14 protein-coding genes are annotated in these 19,153 nt (G+C 37.3%); 9 read left to right on the top strand and 5 right to left on the bottom strand.

The window, feature by feature from the left end:
* Positions 1 to 31: 31 nt before the first annotated feature.
* The 3 genes from P8M54_RS05550 to P8M54_RS05540 are packed head-to-tail and all read left to right on the top strand — an operon-like array spanning position 32 to position 4,211.
* On the top strand, positions 32 to 2,422 hold the full coding sequence (locus P8M54_RS05550) for a M28 family peptidase (protein ID WP_300286051.1): 2,391 nt from the start codon (positions 32 to 34) through the stop codon (positions 2,420 to 2,422).
* Positions 2,423 to 2,461: 39 nt separating this feature from the next.
* Positions 2,462 to 3,265, top strand: coding sequence for an SDR family oxidoreductase (locus P8M54_RS05545; protein ID WP_300286049.1), 804 nt, complete (start codon positions 2,462 to 2,464; stop codon positions 3,263 to 3,265).
* Position 3,266: 1 nt separating this feature from the next.
* Positions 3,267 to 4,211: an EamA family transporter gene (locus tag P8M54_RS05540; protein WP_300286047.1), complete on the top strand. Its 945-nt coding sequence runs from the start codon at positions 3,267 to 3,269 to the stop codon at positions 4,209 to 4,211.
* Positions 4,212 to 4,818: 607 nt separating this feature from the next.
* Here P8M54_RS05540 and P8M54_RS05535 read toward each other — a convergent pair.
* Together P8M54_RS05535 and P8M54_RS05530 are read right to left on the bottom strand one after the other, a co-directional pair.
* Positions 4,819 to 6,882: a M13 family metallopeptidase gene (locus tag P8M54_RS05535; protein WP_300286045.1), complete on the bottom strand. Its 2,064-nt coding sequence runs from the start codon at positions 6,880 to 6,882 to the stop codon at positions 4,819 to 4,821.
* Between the two features lie 172 nt (positions 6,883 to 7,054).
* Complete coding sequence (locus P8M54_RS05530; protein WP_300286043.1) at positions 7,055 to 9,118, bottom strand: M13 family metallopeptidase; 2,064 nt, start codon at positions 9,116 to 9,118, stop codon at positions 7,055 to 7,057.
* Positions 9,119 to 9,252: 134 nt separating this feature from the next.
* Here P8M54_RS05530 and P8M54_RS05525 point away from each other — a divergent pair, with 134 nt between their 5' ends.
* From P8M54_RS05525 to P8M54_RS05505, 5 genes are all read left to right on the top strand, one after another.
* Positions 9,253 to 9,918, top strand: coding sequence for an SCO family protein (locus tag P8M54_RS05525; protein WP_300286041.1), 666 nt, complete (start codon positions 9,253 to 9,255; stop codon positions 9,916 to 9,918).
* Between the two features lie 121 nt (positions 9,919 to 10,039).
* On the top strand, positions 10,040 to 10,279 hold the full coding sequence (locus P8M54_RS05520; RefSeq protein ID WP_300286039.1) for a FeoA family protein: 240 nt from the start codon (positions 10,040 to 10,042) through the stop codon (positions 10,277 to 10,279).
* Positions 10,279 to 12,378, top strand: a complete 2,100-nt coding sequence (gene feoB, locus P8M54_RS05515; RefSeq protein ID WP_300286037.1) for a ferrous iron transport protein B — start codon at positions 10,279 to 10,281, stop codon at positions 12,376 to 12,378. Before P8M54_RS05520 ends, feoB begins: the two co-directional genes overlap by 1 nt.
* A 121-nt stretch (positions 12,379 to 12,499) precedes the next feature.
* A complete protein-coding gene (locus P8M54_RS05510; RefSeq protein WP_300286035.1) occupies positions 12,500 to 14,728 on the top strand; it encodes a TonB-dependent receptor in 2,229 nt (742 codons plus the stop codon).
* A 65-nt stretch (positions 14,729 to 14,793) separates the two neighbouring features.
* Positions 14,794 to 14,922, top strand: coding sequence for a FeoB-associated Cys-rich membrane protein (locus P8M54_RS05505; protein ID WP_300286033.1), 129 nt, complete (start codon positions 14,794 to 14,796; stop codon positions 14,920 to 14,922).
* A 1-nt stretch (position 14,923) separates the two neighbouring features.
* On the opposite strand, the gene P8M54_RS05500 is transcribed toward P8M54_RS05505, so the two are convergent.
* From P8M54_RS05500 to P8M54_RS05490, 3 genes are all read right to left on the bottom strand, one after another.
* Positions 14,924 to 15,331: a hypothetical protein gene (locus tag P8M54_RS05500; protein ID WP_300286030.1), complete on the bottom strand. Its 408-nt coding sequence runs from the start codon at positions 15,329 to 15,331 to the stop codon at positions 14,924 to 14,926.
* 40 nt (positions 15,332 to 15,371) lie between these two features.
* Positions 15,372 to 16,025, bottom strand: a complete 654-nt coding sequence (locus P8M54_RS05495) for a metal-dependent transcriptional regulator (RefSeq protein WP_300286028.1) — start codon at positions 16,023 to 16,025, stop codon at positions 15,372 to 15,374.
* Positions 16,026 to 16,138: 113 nt separating this feature from the next.
* Entirely contained in the window at positions 16,139 to 18,010 is a 1,872-nt protein-coding gene (locus P8M54_RS05490; RefSeq protein WP_300286026.1) for an Nramp family divalent metal transporter, read from the bottom strand.
* Positions 18,011 to 18,129: 119 nt separating this feature from the next.
* On the opposite strand from P8M54_RS05490, the gene P8M54_RS05485 reads away from it, so the two are divergent.
* Positions 18,130 to 19,153, top strand: a 1,024-nt coding sequence (locus P8M54_RS05485) for a TonB-dependent receptor plug domain-containing protein (RefSeq protein WP_300286075.1), incomplete at its 3' end; no start/stop codon positions are given.

The raw sequence follows: 19,153 nt of genomic DNA, 5'->3' as shown, positions 1-19,153 counted from the left end.
CACCAACTATCCAAAAACCAACCATCCCCGAATGAAAAAAGACTACTCATCCCTCTTTGCAGTTTTGTTTTTCCTATTAACCACAGGATTTATTTATTTCACGATGATGCCACAATTGACATCAGAAGATGAAGGACCACTAGCTGAATTCTCAACTGCTAGAGCCTTCAAGCAAGTAGAAAATATTGCAAGGCAACCCCATTATGTGGGTTCTAAAAACCACGATCAAGTAGGGAGCTATTTGCAAGCAGAACTGCGAAAACTAGGATTAGAGACTAGCATTCAAGAAGGCTACACCTTGACTGATTGGGGAAACTTGGTCAAGTCTAAAAACATTATGGCCCGTATCAAAGGGACTTCCAACTCTAAAGCACTCCTTTTATTATCTCATTACGATAGCGCACCACACTCCTTTTCGCCAGGTGCTAGTGATGCAGGTTCAGGAGTTGCAACGATACTAGAAAGCGTCCGTGCTTTTATTTATGACAAGCAAAAACATAAAAATGATATCATTATTCTTTTCTCAGATGCAGAAGAATTAGGTTTAAACGGTGCTGCTTTGTTTGTAACTCAGCATCAATGGGCTAACGACATTGGACTAGTCCTTAATTTTGAGGCAAGAGGTTCGTCAGGACATAGTTATATGTTAATGGAGACTACTAAAGGTAATGCTGCCCTTGTAAAAGAGTTTGCTGCTGCAAAAGCGACTTTCCCAGTTTCGAACTCCTTAATGTACAGCATTTATAAAATGCTTCCTAACGATACCGATTTAACGGTATTTAGAGAAAAAGGAGCGATTCAAGGGTATAATTTTGCTTTTATCGACAGCCATTACAATTACCACACCGCACAAGATACTCCAGCGCATCTCGCTAAAAACACTTTGGAACATCAAGGAAGTTATTTAATGCCTTTGTTGAAATACTTTTCTAATACCGATTTAAACGCAACCACAGCAACCGAAGATTATGTTTATTTTAATGTTCCATTTACTTTTATAAACTATCCGTTTAGTTGGGTAGTTCCTATGGTAATCATAGCAGGTTTAGTATTTTTACTTTTGGTTTTTATTGGTATAGGAAAACGCATTCTGTGCCTTCCCGAAATTCTTAAAGGTTTTGTTCCCTTGTTAGGCTCTTTATTAACCACAGGTGTAATCAGTTTTCTAGGCTGGAAATTAGTATTACTTATTTACCCACAGTATAATGATTTGCTCAATGGTTTCACCTACAATGGTCACACTTACATAGCTGCTTTTGTCCTTTTAGCGTTAGCAATAAGCTTTGGGTTTTACCAGCTGTTTTCTATTAAAAAATTAGCGATGAACCACTATATCGCTCCTCTATTTTTATGGATTGTGATTAACGCCATAATAGCGATACATTTGCCGGGAGCAGGTTTCTTAATCATCCCCGTTTATTGTGGTTTACTTGCATTGGCTGTTTTTGTCATCACTCAAAAATCAAATAAGTTACTTAACCTACTACTGAGCATTCCCGCTTTCATTATAATTGCGCCTTTTATTCAAATGTTCCCTATTGGTTTAGGTCTTAAAATGTTATACGGTAGTGCCGTATTAACAGTTTTAACCTTTGCACTATTGTTACCTACTTTTGGTAGCTTTGCTAAAAAAGGAAAATGGGGCTTCGTATTTCTTTTGGCTTCCATTGGCTTTTTTGCGCAAGCACATTACGAATCAGGTTATGAAAAAGGGAAAGCTAAATCCAACAGCCTTTTGTATCTCTACGATGCCGAAAGCAAATTAGCTTACTGGGTAACCTATGACACCAATTTAGACTCTTGGACTAAGGCTTACTTAGGCGAAAACCCAAAAGCACCACAGGCACTAAACGCAACGCCATTGTTTAGCAAATACAATTCTAAATTCACTTACGCTACAGCTACAGCTCCTAAAGCAGTTGCTTTGCCTACCATTCAGTTTTTACGCGATAGTATCGCTGGAAACCAACGCTATTTGAAAATCAAAATTAGTCCTAACAGGAAGGTTAACCGTTATGATATTTTTGCAAATGAAAAAATGGCTATTTCTAATTTTAAAGCCAATGGTGCTCAAAATTTAGAGCAAAAAGGAGCTTCGTTGCCTCGTCGTGGTTCAAAAATAGTGAGCTATTATGTGGTTGATAATGAGCCACTCGTTTTGGATTTTAGCATCAATCGTTCTGCTGTTTTTGATATGCAATTACTAGAAAGCTCATTTGATTTGATGCAAAACCCATTGTTTTCAATGCAAAAAAGAGCCGATTGGATGATGCCAACACCGTTTATCCTAAACGATGCCGTGGTTATCAAACAACGCATTAAACCAACGCCACCAATTGCGGCAGAACCACAAATAGTGCCCGTGCAACAGCCAAAAAAAGCAAGCAGAATTATTAAAGTAGATAGCCTAAAAGTCGAATAATTATCCCGAAATTTGTCAGCAGTTAAAACGATCATTGCAATGAAACAAATTAGTATTCTGGGTTGCGGCTGGCTGGGTTTGCCGTTGGCGAAAGCCTTACTTCAAGACGGCTTATCGGTAAAAGGCTCTACCACTTCAACAGAGAAACTAGCTGTTTTAGAAAGTGCTGGAATTATTCCACACCAAGTTGTATTGGAAAGTGATAACGTGTCAGGACCTTTAGCAGAATTATTGACAGGAAGTAGTGTTTTAGTAATTGATATTCCACCCAAGTTGAGAGGCAATCAATCAGGAGATTTTGTAAGCAAAATAAAAACAATACTTCCGTTTATTGAAAAATCGACTGTAGAAAACGTCCTTTTTATCAGTTCAACTTCGGTTTATGGAGATGATAACGATCAAGTGACCGAGGAAACAACGCTTAATCCAGATACCGAAGGCGGTAGACAACTCCAAATTGTAGAAGCCCTTTTGCAGAACAATTCGCAGTTCAAAACTACCATTTTACGATTTGGTGGCTTGATTGGCGAAGACCGTAATCCGGTGCGATTCCTGGCAGGAAAAGAAAACCTAGATAATCCTAATGCTCCAATTAACTTGATTCATCAAGCCGATTGTATTGGTATCATTAAGCAAATCATCGCCAAAAATGCTTGGGACACTAGTTTTAATGCTGCTACACCTTACCATCCTTCACGCGAAACCTACTACACACAAAAAGCTGTGGAACTAGGATTAACTGCTCCAACATTTGACCACACTAAACCTTCGATTTGGAAGACTATTGTTGTTGATAAAATAGAAAATACACTCGAGTACACCTTTCAAATAATACCTCTTTAAATTGAAATCAAAAATAGTAAGTGCATTAGCATCGCCAAAAAACGCCAACGGTTTAGCAATCGTAGCCTTGTGTTTTGTTTGTTTTTTTTGGGGAACGACTTGGATAGCTTCTAAGGAAGGTGTTCGCCATATGCCAGCCTTGCAGTTGGCCGGAATCCGTCAATTAATAGGTGGATCGCTTTATGTAGTTTACTTTCTCTTTAAAAAAGAACCATTACCTAAAGGCAAACAGTGGAAAACTATCATTATCCTCAGTATTTTAAATTTTGCCTTGAGCAATGGTTTAAGTACTTGGGGTGTAAAATATATTAGTAGCGGACTAGGTGCGATCATCAACGCTATTTTCCCTATTTGGATCGTGATTATCACCTTTTTTAAAGGCGAAAAATTAGCCAAGCTCGCCATAGCAGGATTATTCATCGCTTTCTCAGGTGTATGCGTCATTTTTTATGAGCACTTAAATGATTTATTGATTCCTGATTTCCGTTTTGGTATCATTTTACTCACGCTTTCGACGATTAGTTGGGCTTTTGGTAGTTTGTACACCAAGAAAAAAGCAGCTACGTTTAACCCTTATTTTAGTTTGGGAATTCAAATGGTAATCTCGAGTATCTTTTTATTGACTATTACAGAAACTACAGGTATGGCGGTACCTCTAAGCACCGTTCCTGCCATTTCGTGGTGGGCCATTGCCTACTTGGTAATTATTGGGTCTATCATTTCATTTATTGCTTATATCTATATGTTACAAAAACTTCCTCCAGAAATTAATAGTATTTATGCCTATGTCAATCCTATTGTAGCTGTATTATTAGGTGCTATCATTTTTGGTGAATCACTAACCTTAGCCATTGGAATAGGTGGATTAATCACGCTGAGCGGTTTGTATATGGTCAATCACTCGATTAAGAAAAACAAGCGTATCCTTGCTGGGAATAAGGTTTAATAGATTTATTTTTCATTCTGGAGAACTTACTGAGTACGTTTATGGAGCAACTTGTTTGGATTCTTCCTGCGTTAGAAAGACAATTTTAGAGTTATCCTTACGCAGTTTGTCTTTCTGAGTGACTATTAACCTGTGTTTGTGGAGCAACTTGTTTAGATTCTTCCTGCGTCAGAATGACAATTTTGGGGTGATTCGTATACGGTTTGTTTGTCTTTCTGAGGAACGAATAACCTCTGTTTCGTGAGCACCTTGTTTGGATTCTTCCTTCGTCACAAGGACAAAATTGAGAGGTAGTTAAGGATAAATTTAATTTAATTATACGCGGTTAGTTTGTCTTTCTGATGAACGAAGAATCTCCGTTTATTGATCAACTTAATTGGGTTCTTCCTTCGTCAGATCGACACAGTTAAGAGGTTGTTGAAGATAATTTTAATTCAATTATACGCGATTAGTTTGTCATTCTGAGGAACGAAGAACCTCTGTTTCGTGAGCAACTTATTTGGGTTCTTCCTTCGTCAGAAGGACAAATCAAGAAACTAGTAATTCTTAAACATAAAAAAATCCCAAGCTTTCACTTGGGATTTTCTATAGTATATTATTTTGTTGACTACCAGATTTTAACTCTGTTTTCTGGAGCGATGTACATACCATCGCCTTTTTTAATATCAAAAGCTTGGTAGAACGTATCAACATTTTGCAATGGTACATACGCGCGGTACATTCCTGGAGAGTGTGGGTCTGTTTTTACTTGGTTTTTAATCGCTGCATCACGTGCTTTAGACCTCCAAATTGTAGCCCAAGACATAAAGAAACGTTGCTCTGGTGTGTAACCATCGATTAAATCTGGGTTTCCGTTTTCTTTCAAATACAATTGTAATCCGTCGTAAGCGGCATTGATACCACCTAAATCACCAATGTTTTCTCCTAAAGTAAATTTACCATCTACAAACGTTCCTGGTAAAGGCTCAAGTGCACTATACTGTGCTGCTAAAGCACCTGTCAAGGCTGAGAATTGTTTTAAATCATCAGTGGTCCACCAGTCAACTAGGTTACCATCTGCATTGTAACGTGATCCTGAATCATCAAAACCGTGAGAGATTTCGTGTCCAATAACACCGCCAATTCCACCGTAATTCACCGCTTCATCTGCTTGGTAGTTGTAAAAAGGAGGTTGTAGGATCGCTGCTGGGAAAACAATCTCGTTATAAGACGGGTTGTAATACGCATTTACCGTCTGTGGAGACATTCCCCATCTTGTTTTATCAACTGGTTTATTCAAATCAGCTAAATCTTCTTGAAAACGCCATTTGGCCATATTCAAGGTGTTATCAAAATAAGTTCCACCTTCTTCTGGACTCTTAATCACTAAAGCAGAATAATCTTTCCACTTGTCAGGATACCCAATTTTGATTTGAGATTTGTGTAACTTCTCTACTGCACTTACTTTGGTTTCTGCTGACATCCAAGGCAAGTTGTTGATGCGGTTTTCGAAAGCGATAAAAATGTTCTTGATCATTTTCTCCGCTTTTACTTTTGCTTCAGCTGGGAATTTTTTCTCAACATATAACTTCCCTAAAGCTTCTCCAATACGACCATTAATTACTTGCAACGCACGCTCGTCACTAGGACGTTGTTTGATTGCTCCTGTTAATGTTTTTCCGTAGAAATCAAAGTTAGCATTCTCAATATCAGTAGATAATTGACCTGAAGCTCTGTTTAATAATGACCAACGCATATACGCTTTCCAGTCGTCTACTTTATTCTCTTTTAACATCGACTCTAAATACGTCATGTATTTAGGCTGCGAAACGATTAAAGAATCTACGTTGGTGAAACCTACTTTTGTAAAGTAATTTTTCCAATCTACTGATGGTGTCAATTTTTGCAAATCAGCTACCGTCATTGGGTTGTACGATTTTCTTCTATCTCTTCTTTCAACGCGGTCAAATCTTGGTTTTGACATTGCAATTTCAAGAGCCAAGATTTTTTCTGCATGCATCTTTGCTTCTACTGGTTTTTCACCAAGGAAACCTAGCATCTTAGCTACATGAAGAACGTATTTTTCTCTTTTTTCTTTTGAGTCAGCATCGTCAGACACATAATAGTCTCTGTCAGGCAAACCCACTCCACCGGGACCTACGCTCAAAACGTTTCTGTTACTGTTTTTAGCATCTGGACCTACATTCGCTCCAAAAAAACCGATTCCGCCTAATGGCTCCATCTCGATTAATAAGGCTTGTAAATCTTTGGCATTTTTTACCGCGTCAATTTTTTTCAAGTACGGTTTGATGGGTGTAATACCCAATTTATTACGACCTACAGTATCTAAAATAGACTTGTACATGTTGATCGCTTTACCTTGATCTGTATTCGATTTGTATTTTGGATTGTTTACAGCTTCTTTTAAGATCGCTAATGCATCTGCATCTGTGCGTTGTCTTAATTCATCAAAACTTCCCCAACGGGTTCTATCACCCGGGATTTCGGTTGTATTTAACCAAGTTCCATTTACATAGCGAAAAAAGTCATCACTAGGTTTTACTGATTTATCCAAATACTGGATATTAATTCCAGGCTCTTTAGCCGGCTTCGCGTCTTGTGCTTGAGCTGCTGTAACTGCAAAAAGTGCAGGTAGTACTAACAGTAGCGGTTTTTTTAAATTCATATTCATCTTTATTTCGGTTTAGTTATTATTCGAATCTACTTTTGCACTTCCTGTACTTTTATTAAAAATAGTGTTGAAAGTAGCAGGTCTAAATTAGTATTTTACTTTTACGATCTGTTACATAATTTAACAGCAAATTAGCCAAGAATTAGTTCTTGAACTATTTGTACTACTCTTTTTACCAGATTTTTACTCTTTTGGAAGGTTCAATGTACATTCCGTCGCCTTTTTTAATTGAAAATGCATCGTAGAAAGCATCTACATTCTGAATTGGAACATACGCTCTATACATCCCTGGCGAATGCGGATCCGTTTTTACTTGATTTTTGATTGCCTCGTCACGTGATTTCGTTCTCCAAACGGTTGTCCAAGAAATGAAGAAACGTTGTTCAGGCGTGAAACCGTCAATTAGTTCTGGTCTTGGATTATTTTTTAAATACAATTGTAATCCTTCGTAAGCGGCATTTACACCACCTAAATCCCCAATGTTTTCACCAAGTGTGAATTTACCATCAACATGCACGCCAGGCAATGGCTCTAATGCACTATACTGATCCGCTAGTGCGGTACCCAAAGTGGTGAATTGCTCAAGATCAGTAGCGGTCCACCAATCAATTAAATTCCCATCGGCATTGTAGCGCGCTCCAGAGTCATCAAAACCGTGTGATATTTCGTGACCTATCACCGCTCCGATTCCGCCATAATTTACCGCTTCATCGGCTTGGTAATTGTAAAAAGGTGGTTGTAATATCGCTGCTGGAAATACAATCTCGTTGTATGATGGGTTGTAATACGCATTTACGGTTTGTGGTGACATGTACCATTCGGTTTTATCCACTGGTTTCTCTAGCTTATCTATGTCTTTTTGAAAACTCCATCTTGATAGATTTTTGACGTTTTCAAAATAGCTTCCACCCTCAGCAACGCTTTTTATTTCTAGCTTAGAATAATCTTTCCATTCATCAGGATAACCTATTTTAATGGTGATTTTATTTAACTTTTCGATGGCTTTCGTTTTTGTCTCTGCCGACATCCACGTTAAATTAGAAATGCGATTTTGGTACGCCAAAATAATATTCTGAATCATCTTCTCTGCTTTTTCTTTTGCTTCAGCAGGGAATTTCTTTTCTACGTACAACTTACCCAATGCTTCTCCTACGGTACTATTTACGGTTTGCAATGCTCTATCTTCTCTAGGTCTTTGTTTAATAGCTCCAGTTAAGGTTTTACCATAAAAGTCAAAACTAGCTGCTTCGATAGGTGTAGACAGGAAACTAGTAGCGCCGTTTAATAAACTCCATTTTAGATATTCTTTCCAAGCGCTAACATCATTTTTGGCAAATATCGTTTGCAAGGCAGCCATGTATTTCGGTTGTGAAACAATTACCTCATTTACTGTAGTGTAACCTAAGCCATCAAAATACGCTCTCCAGTTTATTGCAGGAGTTATTTTTTGCAATTCAGCAATTGTCATTGGATTGTATTGTAATCTTCCGTCTCTACGCTCTACTCTATTCAAACGCGGTTTTGACATTTCGATTTCCAAAGCCAAAATTTTGGCAGCGCTCAGCTTTGCTTGTGCTGGCGTTTCTCCAATAAATTGAAGCATTTTAGCGATATGTTTTTCGTACTGCTCTCTTTTTTCTTTGGTATCTTTTTCTTCAGACAGGTAATAATCTTGATCCGGCAATCCTAAACTACCTACTCCAAGATTCAGAGAGTTTTTAGAACTATTTTTATCATCGGCTCCTACTCCAACATTAATAAAACCAATTCCACCGATTGGTTCCATCTCAATCAATAACTGCTGTACGTCTTTGATTGTTTTTAATTTGTCAATTTTAGCCAAATACGGAAGCAATGGTTTGATTCCCATTTTGTCTCTAGCAACGGTATCCAGAATTGTTTTATATAGGTTTACCGCTTTACCTTGATCCGTATTGGATTTATAAACCGGATTTTTTGCTGCTTCTTTTAAAATGTCCAAGGCATCCTTGTCGGTTTTCTTCAGTAATTCGTTGAAACTTCCCCACGAAGTACGATCTGTTGGAATTTGAGTTTGGTCTAACCAACTTCCGTTGACAAACCTGAAAAAGTCATCTTGAGGTTTGGTTTTAGTATCAAAAAAGGCAACATTGATACCCGGTTCTTTTGGAGCGACTTTGGTTTGGGCTTGCATTGCTGTCAAACCCATTATTGCAGGAACCGCAAATAAAATGCGTTTATTTAATTTTAATTTCATTATTCTGAGATTTTAGTTAGCTACACAAATTTATCGATAAATATGATACCATTCACATGTCCTACTTCCAATAGATTGTTAAAGTTTTAATGTCTAATTTATCTTTTTTGTATTTTTGCAAAAATATTTTTCTTATGAAATCTGTGCTCTACAAATACCGCGTTTTTATTGGTATTTTTATTATATTTTCCTGTGTCACCCTGTATCTTTTTTATAGTGCTTTAAAACCTACGAAATCACTACCTATCTACAACCCATCTGATGTAAATCCAGAATTAGTGGATAGTACTGTACAATATATTAGTAAGTACCATACCATTGCTGATTTTTCGTTTACCAACCAAAATGGGAAAACCATTACCCAAAAGGATTATGAAGGAAAGATTTATGTGGCTGATTTCTTTTTCACTACTTGCACTTCTATCTGTCCAAAAATGACAAGCAACTTAGTGGAGGTTCAAAAAGCCATTCGTAACATGCCTGATGTACTGTTACTTTCGCATACCGTTTTCCCCGAAGTTGACAACGTTGCTGCCTTGAAAGCGTATGCTATTGAAAAAGGGGTGGATGATAAAAAATGGAACTTAGTGACCGGTGACAAGAAAGAAATTTATACCATGGCTAGAAAATCGTACCTAGCAGTAAAAATGGGAAAACCAGATGAATTGTATGACATGGTTCACACTGAAAATTTTGTTTTAGTTGATGCTAAAAAAAGAGTACGCGGTTTTTATGATGGAACTAAAAAAGAAGATATAGCCCGACTTATCGAGGATATTACTTTTTTGACTAAGGAGTAATTTATTACAGTTTAAAAATCAGTGCTGAACTTTCTCTAAAAAAGTCATAAAATTGACAATTATCATTCTATTTACTATTTAAATCTGTATTTTTGCAATCTTAATTCAATCTAAATAAGACTTGCGAACCACTATAAATTCTCTGAAAAAAGGCGAAAAAGCGATCATCAAAGATTTTGATATCGACATTGTTCCGTTAAAATTATTGGAAATGGGATGTTTGCCAGGAAACACAGTTGAATTATTGCAGATAGCTCCTTTTGGAGATCCTTTGTATTTAAATGTTAATGGTTCACACCTCGCAATTCGGGTAGAAACCGCTCGAGAAATTGAAGTGGAATTAATTAAAATTACACTTTAATGATTAATCAAAACATCAACGTCGCTTTAATAGGAAATCCCAACACGGGTAAAACTTCGGTATTTAACCAACTAACTGGTTTAAACCAGCAGGTTGGAAATTATCCCGGAATCACAGTTGAAAAGAAAATTGGTTTTTGCAAACTGCCTAATAACGTAAAAGCAAATATTCTAGACCTTCCTGGGACCTACAGCTTAAATGCGAGCTCGATTGATGAAAATGTGGTAATTGAATTATTACTGAACAAAAACGACAAATTATACCCTGATGTTGCACTAGTTGTAACTGATGTGGAAAACTTAAAAAGAAATTTACTTCTTTTCACACAAATAAAAGATTTAGAAATTCCGACCATTTTAGTCATCAACATGGCCGATAGAATGGAACACAAAGGAATTTCATTAGACATCCCCTATTTAGAAGAACAACTAAAAACTAAAATCGCTTTAATCAGTTCTAGGAAAGGTTTTGGAATCGAAGAGTTGAAAAAACTAATTGTTACCTACAAAACCATTTCATCAGAACCTTGCTTAAATGCATCGAGCATTGATCCTGATTATTTTAACAGCTTACGCAAAGCATTTCCGAACCAATTGTTGTATAAATTGTGGTTGGTCATTACGCAAGACGTTAACTTTTTGAATTTAGAAAGAAACGAAATCTATGGTTCTTTTACCAAATCACATTCCGACTTAAAGCGCTTACAGCAAAAAGAGACCATTAAAAGGTATCAGTTTATTAACGACGTTTTAAAAGTAGGTTTAAAAGTAGATACGACGATTGCCAAGGATTTCAGAAGCAAGTTGGATCGCGTATTAACCCATAAAGTATGGGGTTACGTTATCTTCTTCGCGATTTTGTTTATCATTTTTCAATCGATTTTCAATTGGTCTGAAGTACCTATGGATTTTATCGACAGTAGTTTTGCGTCATTAAGCGCATTCGCTAGCGATACTCTTCCAGCTGGAGTTTTAACTGACTTGATTTCCCAAGGAATTATACCCGGAATTGGCGGAATATTAATCTTTATACCTCAAATTGCTTTCTTGTTTTTGTTCATTTCGATATTAGAAGAAAGTGGTTATATGAGCCGCGTCGTTTTCTTGATGGATAAAATCATGCGCAAGTTTGGACTATCAGGAAAAAGTGTAGTGCCTTTAATTTCAGGAACGGCTTGTGCGATTCCAGCAATTATGGCCACCCGAAATATCGAGAATTGGAAGGAACGCATCATTACGATTTTAGTGACACCTTTTACGACTTGTTCCGCAAGACTGCCCGTTTATGCGATCATCATTGCACTGGTAATCCCTGATACTCGAGTACTAGGTATCCTTAATTTACAAGGGCTTACCTTGATGTTGTTGTATTTGCTAGGTTTTGGAATGGCAATATTTTCAGCTTATGTATTAAACAAAATTTTGAAGATCAAAGGAAAAACATTCTTTGTAGTCGAAATGCCAAATTATAAGTTGCCTTTGTTCAAGAATGTAGCAATAAATGTAATCGAAAAAACGAAGGCCTTCGTAGCTGGTGCGGGGAAAGTCATCTTGGCAATATCCATAGTTTTATGGTTTTTAGCTTCGTACGGACCGGGGAAAAAATTCAAAAATGCAGAAACAATTGTGCGCTCTGAGGTTGTTACAACGCCTGTAACCGAAAACGAAATTAACAATAAAATTGCCGCCTATAAACTAGAGAATTCATATATTGGGATTATGGGAAAAACTATTGAACCTGCAATTTCACCTTTAGGTTATGATTGGAAAATAGGAATTGCGATTATCAGTTCGTTTGCAGCTCGCGAAGTATTTGTGGGAACCTTAGCGACAATTTATAGCGTAGGTGGAAGCGATAATGACAACACCATCAAAAGCAAAATGGCCGCCGAAATTAACCCGGAAACAGGCGAAAAAGTGTTTAATTTTGCTTCCGGAATTTCCTTACTGCTTTTTTATGCTTTCGCCTTACAATGTGCGAGTACACTTGCCATCACTCGAAAAGAGACTAACACATGGAAATGGCCTATAGGTCAACTAATCTTCATGAGCGGTTTTGCCTATATTGTAGCGCTACTTGCGTACCAAATTTTGAAATAAGATACTTTTTGTTGCACAATAAACACTAAACAAGCGTTAATTTTATCAATAATTCTATTTTTAATTTGTCTAAATAAGGATTGTGTTCTACTTTTGCATCGTAGAATTAATCTAAATAAAAATGAAAAATAGTTTAGTTGCAACGGCAATTTTATTTTCGGCAGCAGTATCAGCACAAAATAAACCCATTTCTCAAACAGAGAAAGACAGCCTTAACAATCTTAATGAAATCGTAATTACTACCGACGCCATTGTGGGTAGTAAATTCAAGGCCAAAAACAAAGCAGGCTCTACCTATTTCATTTCTCCAAAAGAATTAAAAGCATTCAACTATGATGACGTTTCTAGAATACTTAGAACCGTACCTGGAATTACAATTCAGGAGGAAGATGGTTTTGGTCTACGTCCAAACATTGGGATGCGAGGAACAAGTCCAAACAGAAGTGAAAAAATCACTTTGATGGAAGACGGTGTTCTTATTGCACCAGCTCCCTATGCAGCACCGGCAGCTTACTACTTTCCAACAGTAAATCGAATGCAATCGTTCGAGATTTTGAAAGGCGGTAGTCAAATACAGTATGGCCCTTACACCACTGGAGGAGCGATTAATATGGTTTCAACTCAAATTCCAAATAGCTTTTCAGGACGCGTTATTGCAAGCATAGGAAGTTTCAATACCAAAAAAACTTATGTAAATCTTGGTGACGATCATAAAAACTATGGTTACGTATTAGAATACAACAACCGAAACTCAGACGGGTTCAAGACAATTGATAACAGCTCTAAAAATACGGGTTTTGAGGGTAACGATTATGTTGCTAAATTTAGAATCAACACTAACGCTGACGCAAAAGTATACCAATCCTTAATGGCAAAAGTGCAGTTTAGCGAAGATTTAGCTAACGAAACTTATTTGGGTATAACGGATGCTGACTATGCTGCTAATGCATATAGAAGGTACGTAGGTTCAAATGAAGATTATATAGAAAGTGAGCACAAACAAATTATGTTAACCCACTTAATTAAGCCTACTGCGAACTTTACCATCACGACCAAAGCCTATAAAAACAATTTTAGTAGAAACTGGTACAAACTAGATGCCCTAAAATTAGGTGCTAATAGGTTGAGCATTAATAACATACTTACAAATCCTACGACTTTCAATGCAGAATATCGTGCCGTAACTGGACAAGACAATACCGTAGACAATGCTTTATTGGTAAAAGCGAATAACCGTGTGTACGGAGCAAAAGGAATTCAGTCTGTAGCTAACTATCGTTTTGAAAGCGGTAAAGTAAAACACGATATTGATTTTGGAATTCGCTACCACGAAGATTATGAAGATCGTTTCCAATGGGTTGACGGTTACAAAATTCAAAATGGTGTCATGAATAGAACGAGCAACGGAACTCCTGGAACTGATGCGAACGCTATTGTGAAAGCCGAGGCTGTTGCAGCACATATTCTATACAATTTACAGGTAGACAACTTTACGTTTACGCCAGGTCTTCGCTATGAAGATATTAAAGTAAGCTCCTTAAATTACGGCACTGCTGACTTAAACAGAGCAGGAACTAACCTCGTTCAAGCGGTTAACAAAACAAATGTTTGGATTCCAGGAATGGGAATTCTATATAAAATCAATGATGATTATAATGTATTTACCAGTATCCACAAAGGGTTTTCACCTCCAGGTGCCAAAGTAGGCGAAGATGCGGAGAACAGTTTGAATACCGAGTTAGGTTTCCGCTTCCGCAAAAATGCATTACAAGGGGAAATTATTGGATACTACAATGACTTCTCAAACTTGCAAGGATCAGATTCAATGTCTGGTGGAGGAACAGGTACAGGAGACTTATTTAATGCCGGAGCTGCAATTGTAAAAGGTATTGAGCTACTCGCCACTTATGATGTAATCGATAACAGAGAAAAAGGGTTTAAACTACCAGTAACTTTATCGTATACCTTGACGGATACCGAATTAAAAAGCAACTTCAATAGTAGTATTTGGGGAACCGTAAAAAGCGGAGATGAAATTCCGTATATCGCAAAAAATCAATTTGCACTTACGACTGCCTTTGAAACAGAAAGATTTAGCATGGCCTTAAGCGGAAAATATGTAGATGCCTTTAGAACTCTAGCGGGCTCAGGTACAATCGCAGCAAGCAACAAAGTAAACTCTAATTTTATTGTGGACTTCTCAGCAAGATACCACCTCAACCAACACATTAGTTTAATGGGTAACATTGTGAACTTATTTGATAAAGAATACGCTGTATCGAGAGTTCCAGCAGGTTTAAGACCAGGCCAACCTTTTGGGATTAACTTTGGGATAATGGCTCAACTATAAAAAATTGTAATTAGTTTAACTGAAAAAAGCAACCACTAACGGTTGCTTTTTCTTATTTTTGCACTATGGATATTCAAGAAATTATCGCCTTCGTAATTCTCTCATTAGCAGTGGCTTATCTCCTTAGAAAATACTTTTTTAAGAAGAAAAAAGCAGCTGGGAATTGCGGTACCGATGACTGTGGTTGTCACTAACTTACTTCCTATATTCTATTTTTATAGTGTACTCTTTGGGTTTTATTTTGACATCCTTTTTAGGATAAGGAACTAGCGAAACATTTTGCACCTTTTTGTACTTTTCCTTACCGTATTTCGCAAAAAACGCATTGTTTTCTATGGTGTTTTTTGGCGCAAAAGTTATTAAAACCTCCTCGACCAACTTTTTATCGCTATAAACCGCTACTAAAGCTTGGGCTTCTCCCATCCAGATGCAATTCAACCCTTGAGGACAGCGCGAATCAGTAGTTACCTGTTTTAAAACTAAGGTATATCCTGACTTATTCAAACACTCTTTTTGAGTTACAGAATAACTTTTTAGATTTTCAACCTGCGCTACGCAGCTCCAACTGCAAATAAGTATAAAGGCTAATATGGTATTTTTCATGTTGATCTGATTTAAATTTAAGGCTAAAGGTAGTAAGTTATTAACTCGTCTTGACAAAAAGATTGCTAGCAATTTTATTAGAAATAGTAATTTCAGTAGCGCCTACCCAAATCTTCAGCGATAAATCAAAGCTTTCCTTACTAACAATACTAATGGCTGAACCAAGCGAAATACCTTGTTTGTCAAGGTACTTTAAAAAGTCTGAAGAGGTGTCCTTAACGCCCACGCAAATACCCTTTTGATTAATTGCTAGTTCCGATAGCAATTGCTTGTCGATTTTAAAAATCTCACCTTTAGCATTGGGTATTGGGTCTCCGTGGGGATCTTCGGTTGGATTTCCTAAAAAATCATCTAGCTTGTTAATCAGCTTTTCTGATTTGATGTGTTCTAACTGCTCTGCGATATCGTGCACCTCATCCCAGGAGAAATCTAATTTTTCGACCAAGAACACTTCCCAAAGTCGGTGTTTTCTAACAATCATTTTGGCAGCTAACTTTCCTGCATCGGTGAGGGAAACTCCTTGGTATTTTACATAATTTACTAAGTCTTTTTCGGCCAATTTTTTAAGCATGTCCGTGACTGACGAAGCTTTGGTTTCCATCATTTCGGCAATGGCGTTCGTACTTACATCTGCATTAGAAACTACAGTGAGATGGTATATGCCTTTTAAATAATTTTCTTCTGAAAGTGTCATGTTGTTTTTTTTAGCCCCGATAGTAGCGGCATCTCCCGCTGTAAAACAAGGTTTTTTAACCGTAGTTTTACTAAGCGGGAATATAGCGAATAGCGGGAAATAGCTCCTAATTATTAGTCTTTAACGATTAACAGTGGAATCGAAATTTTGTGTCTTAATTTATCTACGGTGGTACCAAAAAGCAAGTCTTTGAAACCGGTGTGACCATGTGTTCCCATGACTAAGATATCAAAATTCCCTTTATTAACAAGCTCCGGAATCACTTTATCCGGACGACCAAATCCCAATTGAATTTCGACTTGAAAGCCTTTCTCAGTTAACATTACTTGGTATTCTTTTAATAACTTCTCATCGACTAAGGTTTCGTGATCATCAATATTTTCGCCGTATAACATCGCTCCCACTGTCTCTACAACGTGAATTAAGGTGTACTTCGCATCAGTACCTCCAAGTTCAAAGGCACTGTTTAATGCAACCTCATCAGCATGTGAGAAATCGACAGAAACGGCAATGTTTTTCTTGGAATAACTTTCGGATTGAGAGAAACGAAGCTGTAAGCTGTGTGGCGAATGATTGTGAAAAGCATCTCGCGATTTAGTTATAAAGGGTTTAAAAACGATATACAATAGTAAAACCAAGAAACTAAATGCCAGTGGCACAACCGTGAGCCATAAAACAATTGGGTTTTCTGAATTTTCTAACCAACCTTGAATTTCGTCGTACACTAGTTTTCCGTTTAGCACTACAATCACTAAAGCGACAATCCAGGACGCTATTTGTGTGATTTTACCAATGTGAAAACCGTTCATTTTAGTTTTATCGCTAACGAAATGTATTAGCGGAATGATAGCGAATCCTAACTGTAAACTCAGTACTACTTGGCTAAAAATCAATAATTTTCCAGTCACGCCTTCACCAAAAATAGTAATTACGATGACGGCAGGTACAATTGCAATTAATCTTGTTATGATACGACGTACCCACGGCTGAATTCGAAGATTCAAATAGCCTTCCATAATAATTTGGCCTGCCAATGTTCCCGTTATGGTAGAACTTTGACCGGCAGCGATCAAGGCAACTGCAAATAGAATAGGCGCCCATTTAGTTCCTAGCAGTGGTTGTAAAAACTTATGCGCATCTTGAATTTCGGCTACCTCATGCATCCCAACCTTATAAAATGTGGCTGCGGCCAAAATAAGAATCGCTGCGTTTACAAAAAAAGCTAGGTTTAAAGCAATTGTCGAGTCGATAAAATTGTACTTTAAAGCTTGTTTGATGCCCTCCTTAGATCGATCGAATTTTCGTGTTTGAACCAAGGAAGAGTGCAGGTATAAATTGTGCGGCATGACCGTCGCTCCTATAATACCAATGGCGATATACAATGCAGCTTGGTTAGGCATCGTTGGAATAAGTCCCGTTAGCAACTGATCGATTTCAGGTTGTGCAAATATCATTTCGAAAATAAAGGAAACACCTATTACTAGGACCAAAGCAATGATAAAGGCTTCCATTTTTCGGATTCCCTTATTAATTAAAAATAGAAGCAAAAAGGTATCTAGCACGGTTATTATAACCCCGTCGATCAGTGAAATCCCAAACAGTAAGTTAAGTCCAATTGCCATACCTAGCACTTCGGCAAGGTCACAAGCGGCGATGGCAATCTCGGCTAGGAAATACAAAATATAATTAATAAAAGGCGAATAGGTTTCACGAGAAGCTTGCGCTAAATCACGTTGGGTTACAATTCCCAAACGAGCGCTTAAACTTTGCAATAGCAACGCCATTAAATTACTCATTAATAAAACCCATAATAAGGAATACCCAAACTGGCTTCCACCGGCTAAATCAGTAGCCCAGTTTCCGGGATCCATATAACCCACACTAATTAAGTAAGCGGGACCAAAAAAGGCTAATATCTTTTTAAATATCGATTTTTTATTCTCTGTCGAAACCGACTCATGTACTTCTTCTAATGATTTTCCCATTACGATATGCTAACTATTTGAGCCAAATATAATTATATTTTTTTGTTATCTAAAATAAAATTTTTAGATTTGTCTAAATTTATATTTAAACAATAACTAAACACTTCCTTGTGAAAAAAATTATACTTGGTATTATCCTTATTCCCACGACCTTTTGTTTTGGGCAAGCGACCCTAAAAGGAAAAGTATCTGCTGAGGGATTACCTTTAGTTCAAGCCAATATTTTGATTAAAAAAGCCAATAAATCAATAGTTACAGATGATGAAGGCAACTATTTATTAAAAAACGTAACGGCGGGAGATTATGAAATTGCAGTTTCCTACACGGGTTTTAGAACCGAGAAAAGGAGCATTACGCTTATTGATAGCACGGAAACCACACTTGATTTTACGTTGCGGGAAAACAATACGCTAGACGAGATCGTAATCACTGGAACGTTAAAACCGGTAAGCCGTTTAGAAAGCTCCGTTCCTGTTGAAGTATACAAACCTACGTTTTTCAAGAAAAACCCCACGTCCAATATTTTTGAGGCTTTGCAAAATGTAAATGGTGTGCGTCCGCAACTCAACTGTAATGTTTGTAATACGGGAGACATTCATATTAATGGTCTTGAAGGTCCGTATACCCTCGTGTTGATTGACGGAATGCCAATTGTCAGTGGATTGTCAACCGTGTACGGACTGTCAGGAATACCGAATTCACTTTTAGAACGCATCGAGATTGTGAAAGGTCCGGCCTCCTCGCTTTACGGTAGTGAAGCGGTAGGTGGATTGATCAATATTATTACCAAAAATCCAACTAATGCTCCAGTGTTTTCAGCCGATTCGTTTATAACTGATTATGGCGAACTCAATTTAGATCTAGGTTTTAAAGGAAATATAGGCAAGACTGCATCAGTGTTAACAGGTGTAAATTACTTTAACTATAGTAATCCTGTCGACAACAATAACGATAATTTTACGGATTTGACTTTACAAGACCGCATTTCGGTTTTTCAAAAGTGGAATTTTAATCGAAAGAGCAACAAGCAATTATCAGTAGCCGGACGCTTTTTTTATGAAGACCGTTGGGGTGGTGAATTGCAGTGGAATAAAAGCTTTCGAGGAGGCGACCAAGTATATGGAGAAAGTATTTATACCAAAC

Origin of the sequence: Flavobacterium sp. (genome assembly GCF_029242675.1) — a bacterium.
Lineage (GTDB): Bacteria > Bacteroidota > Bacteroidia > Flavobacteriales > Flavobacteriaceae > Flavobacterium.
This window is presented reverse-complemented; position numbering and strand designations above follow the sequence as displayed.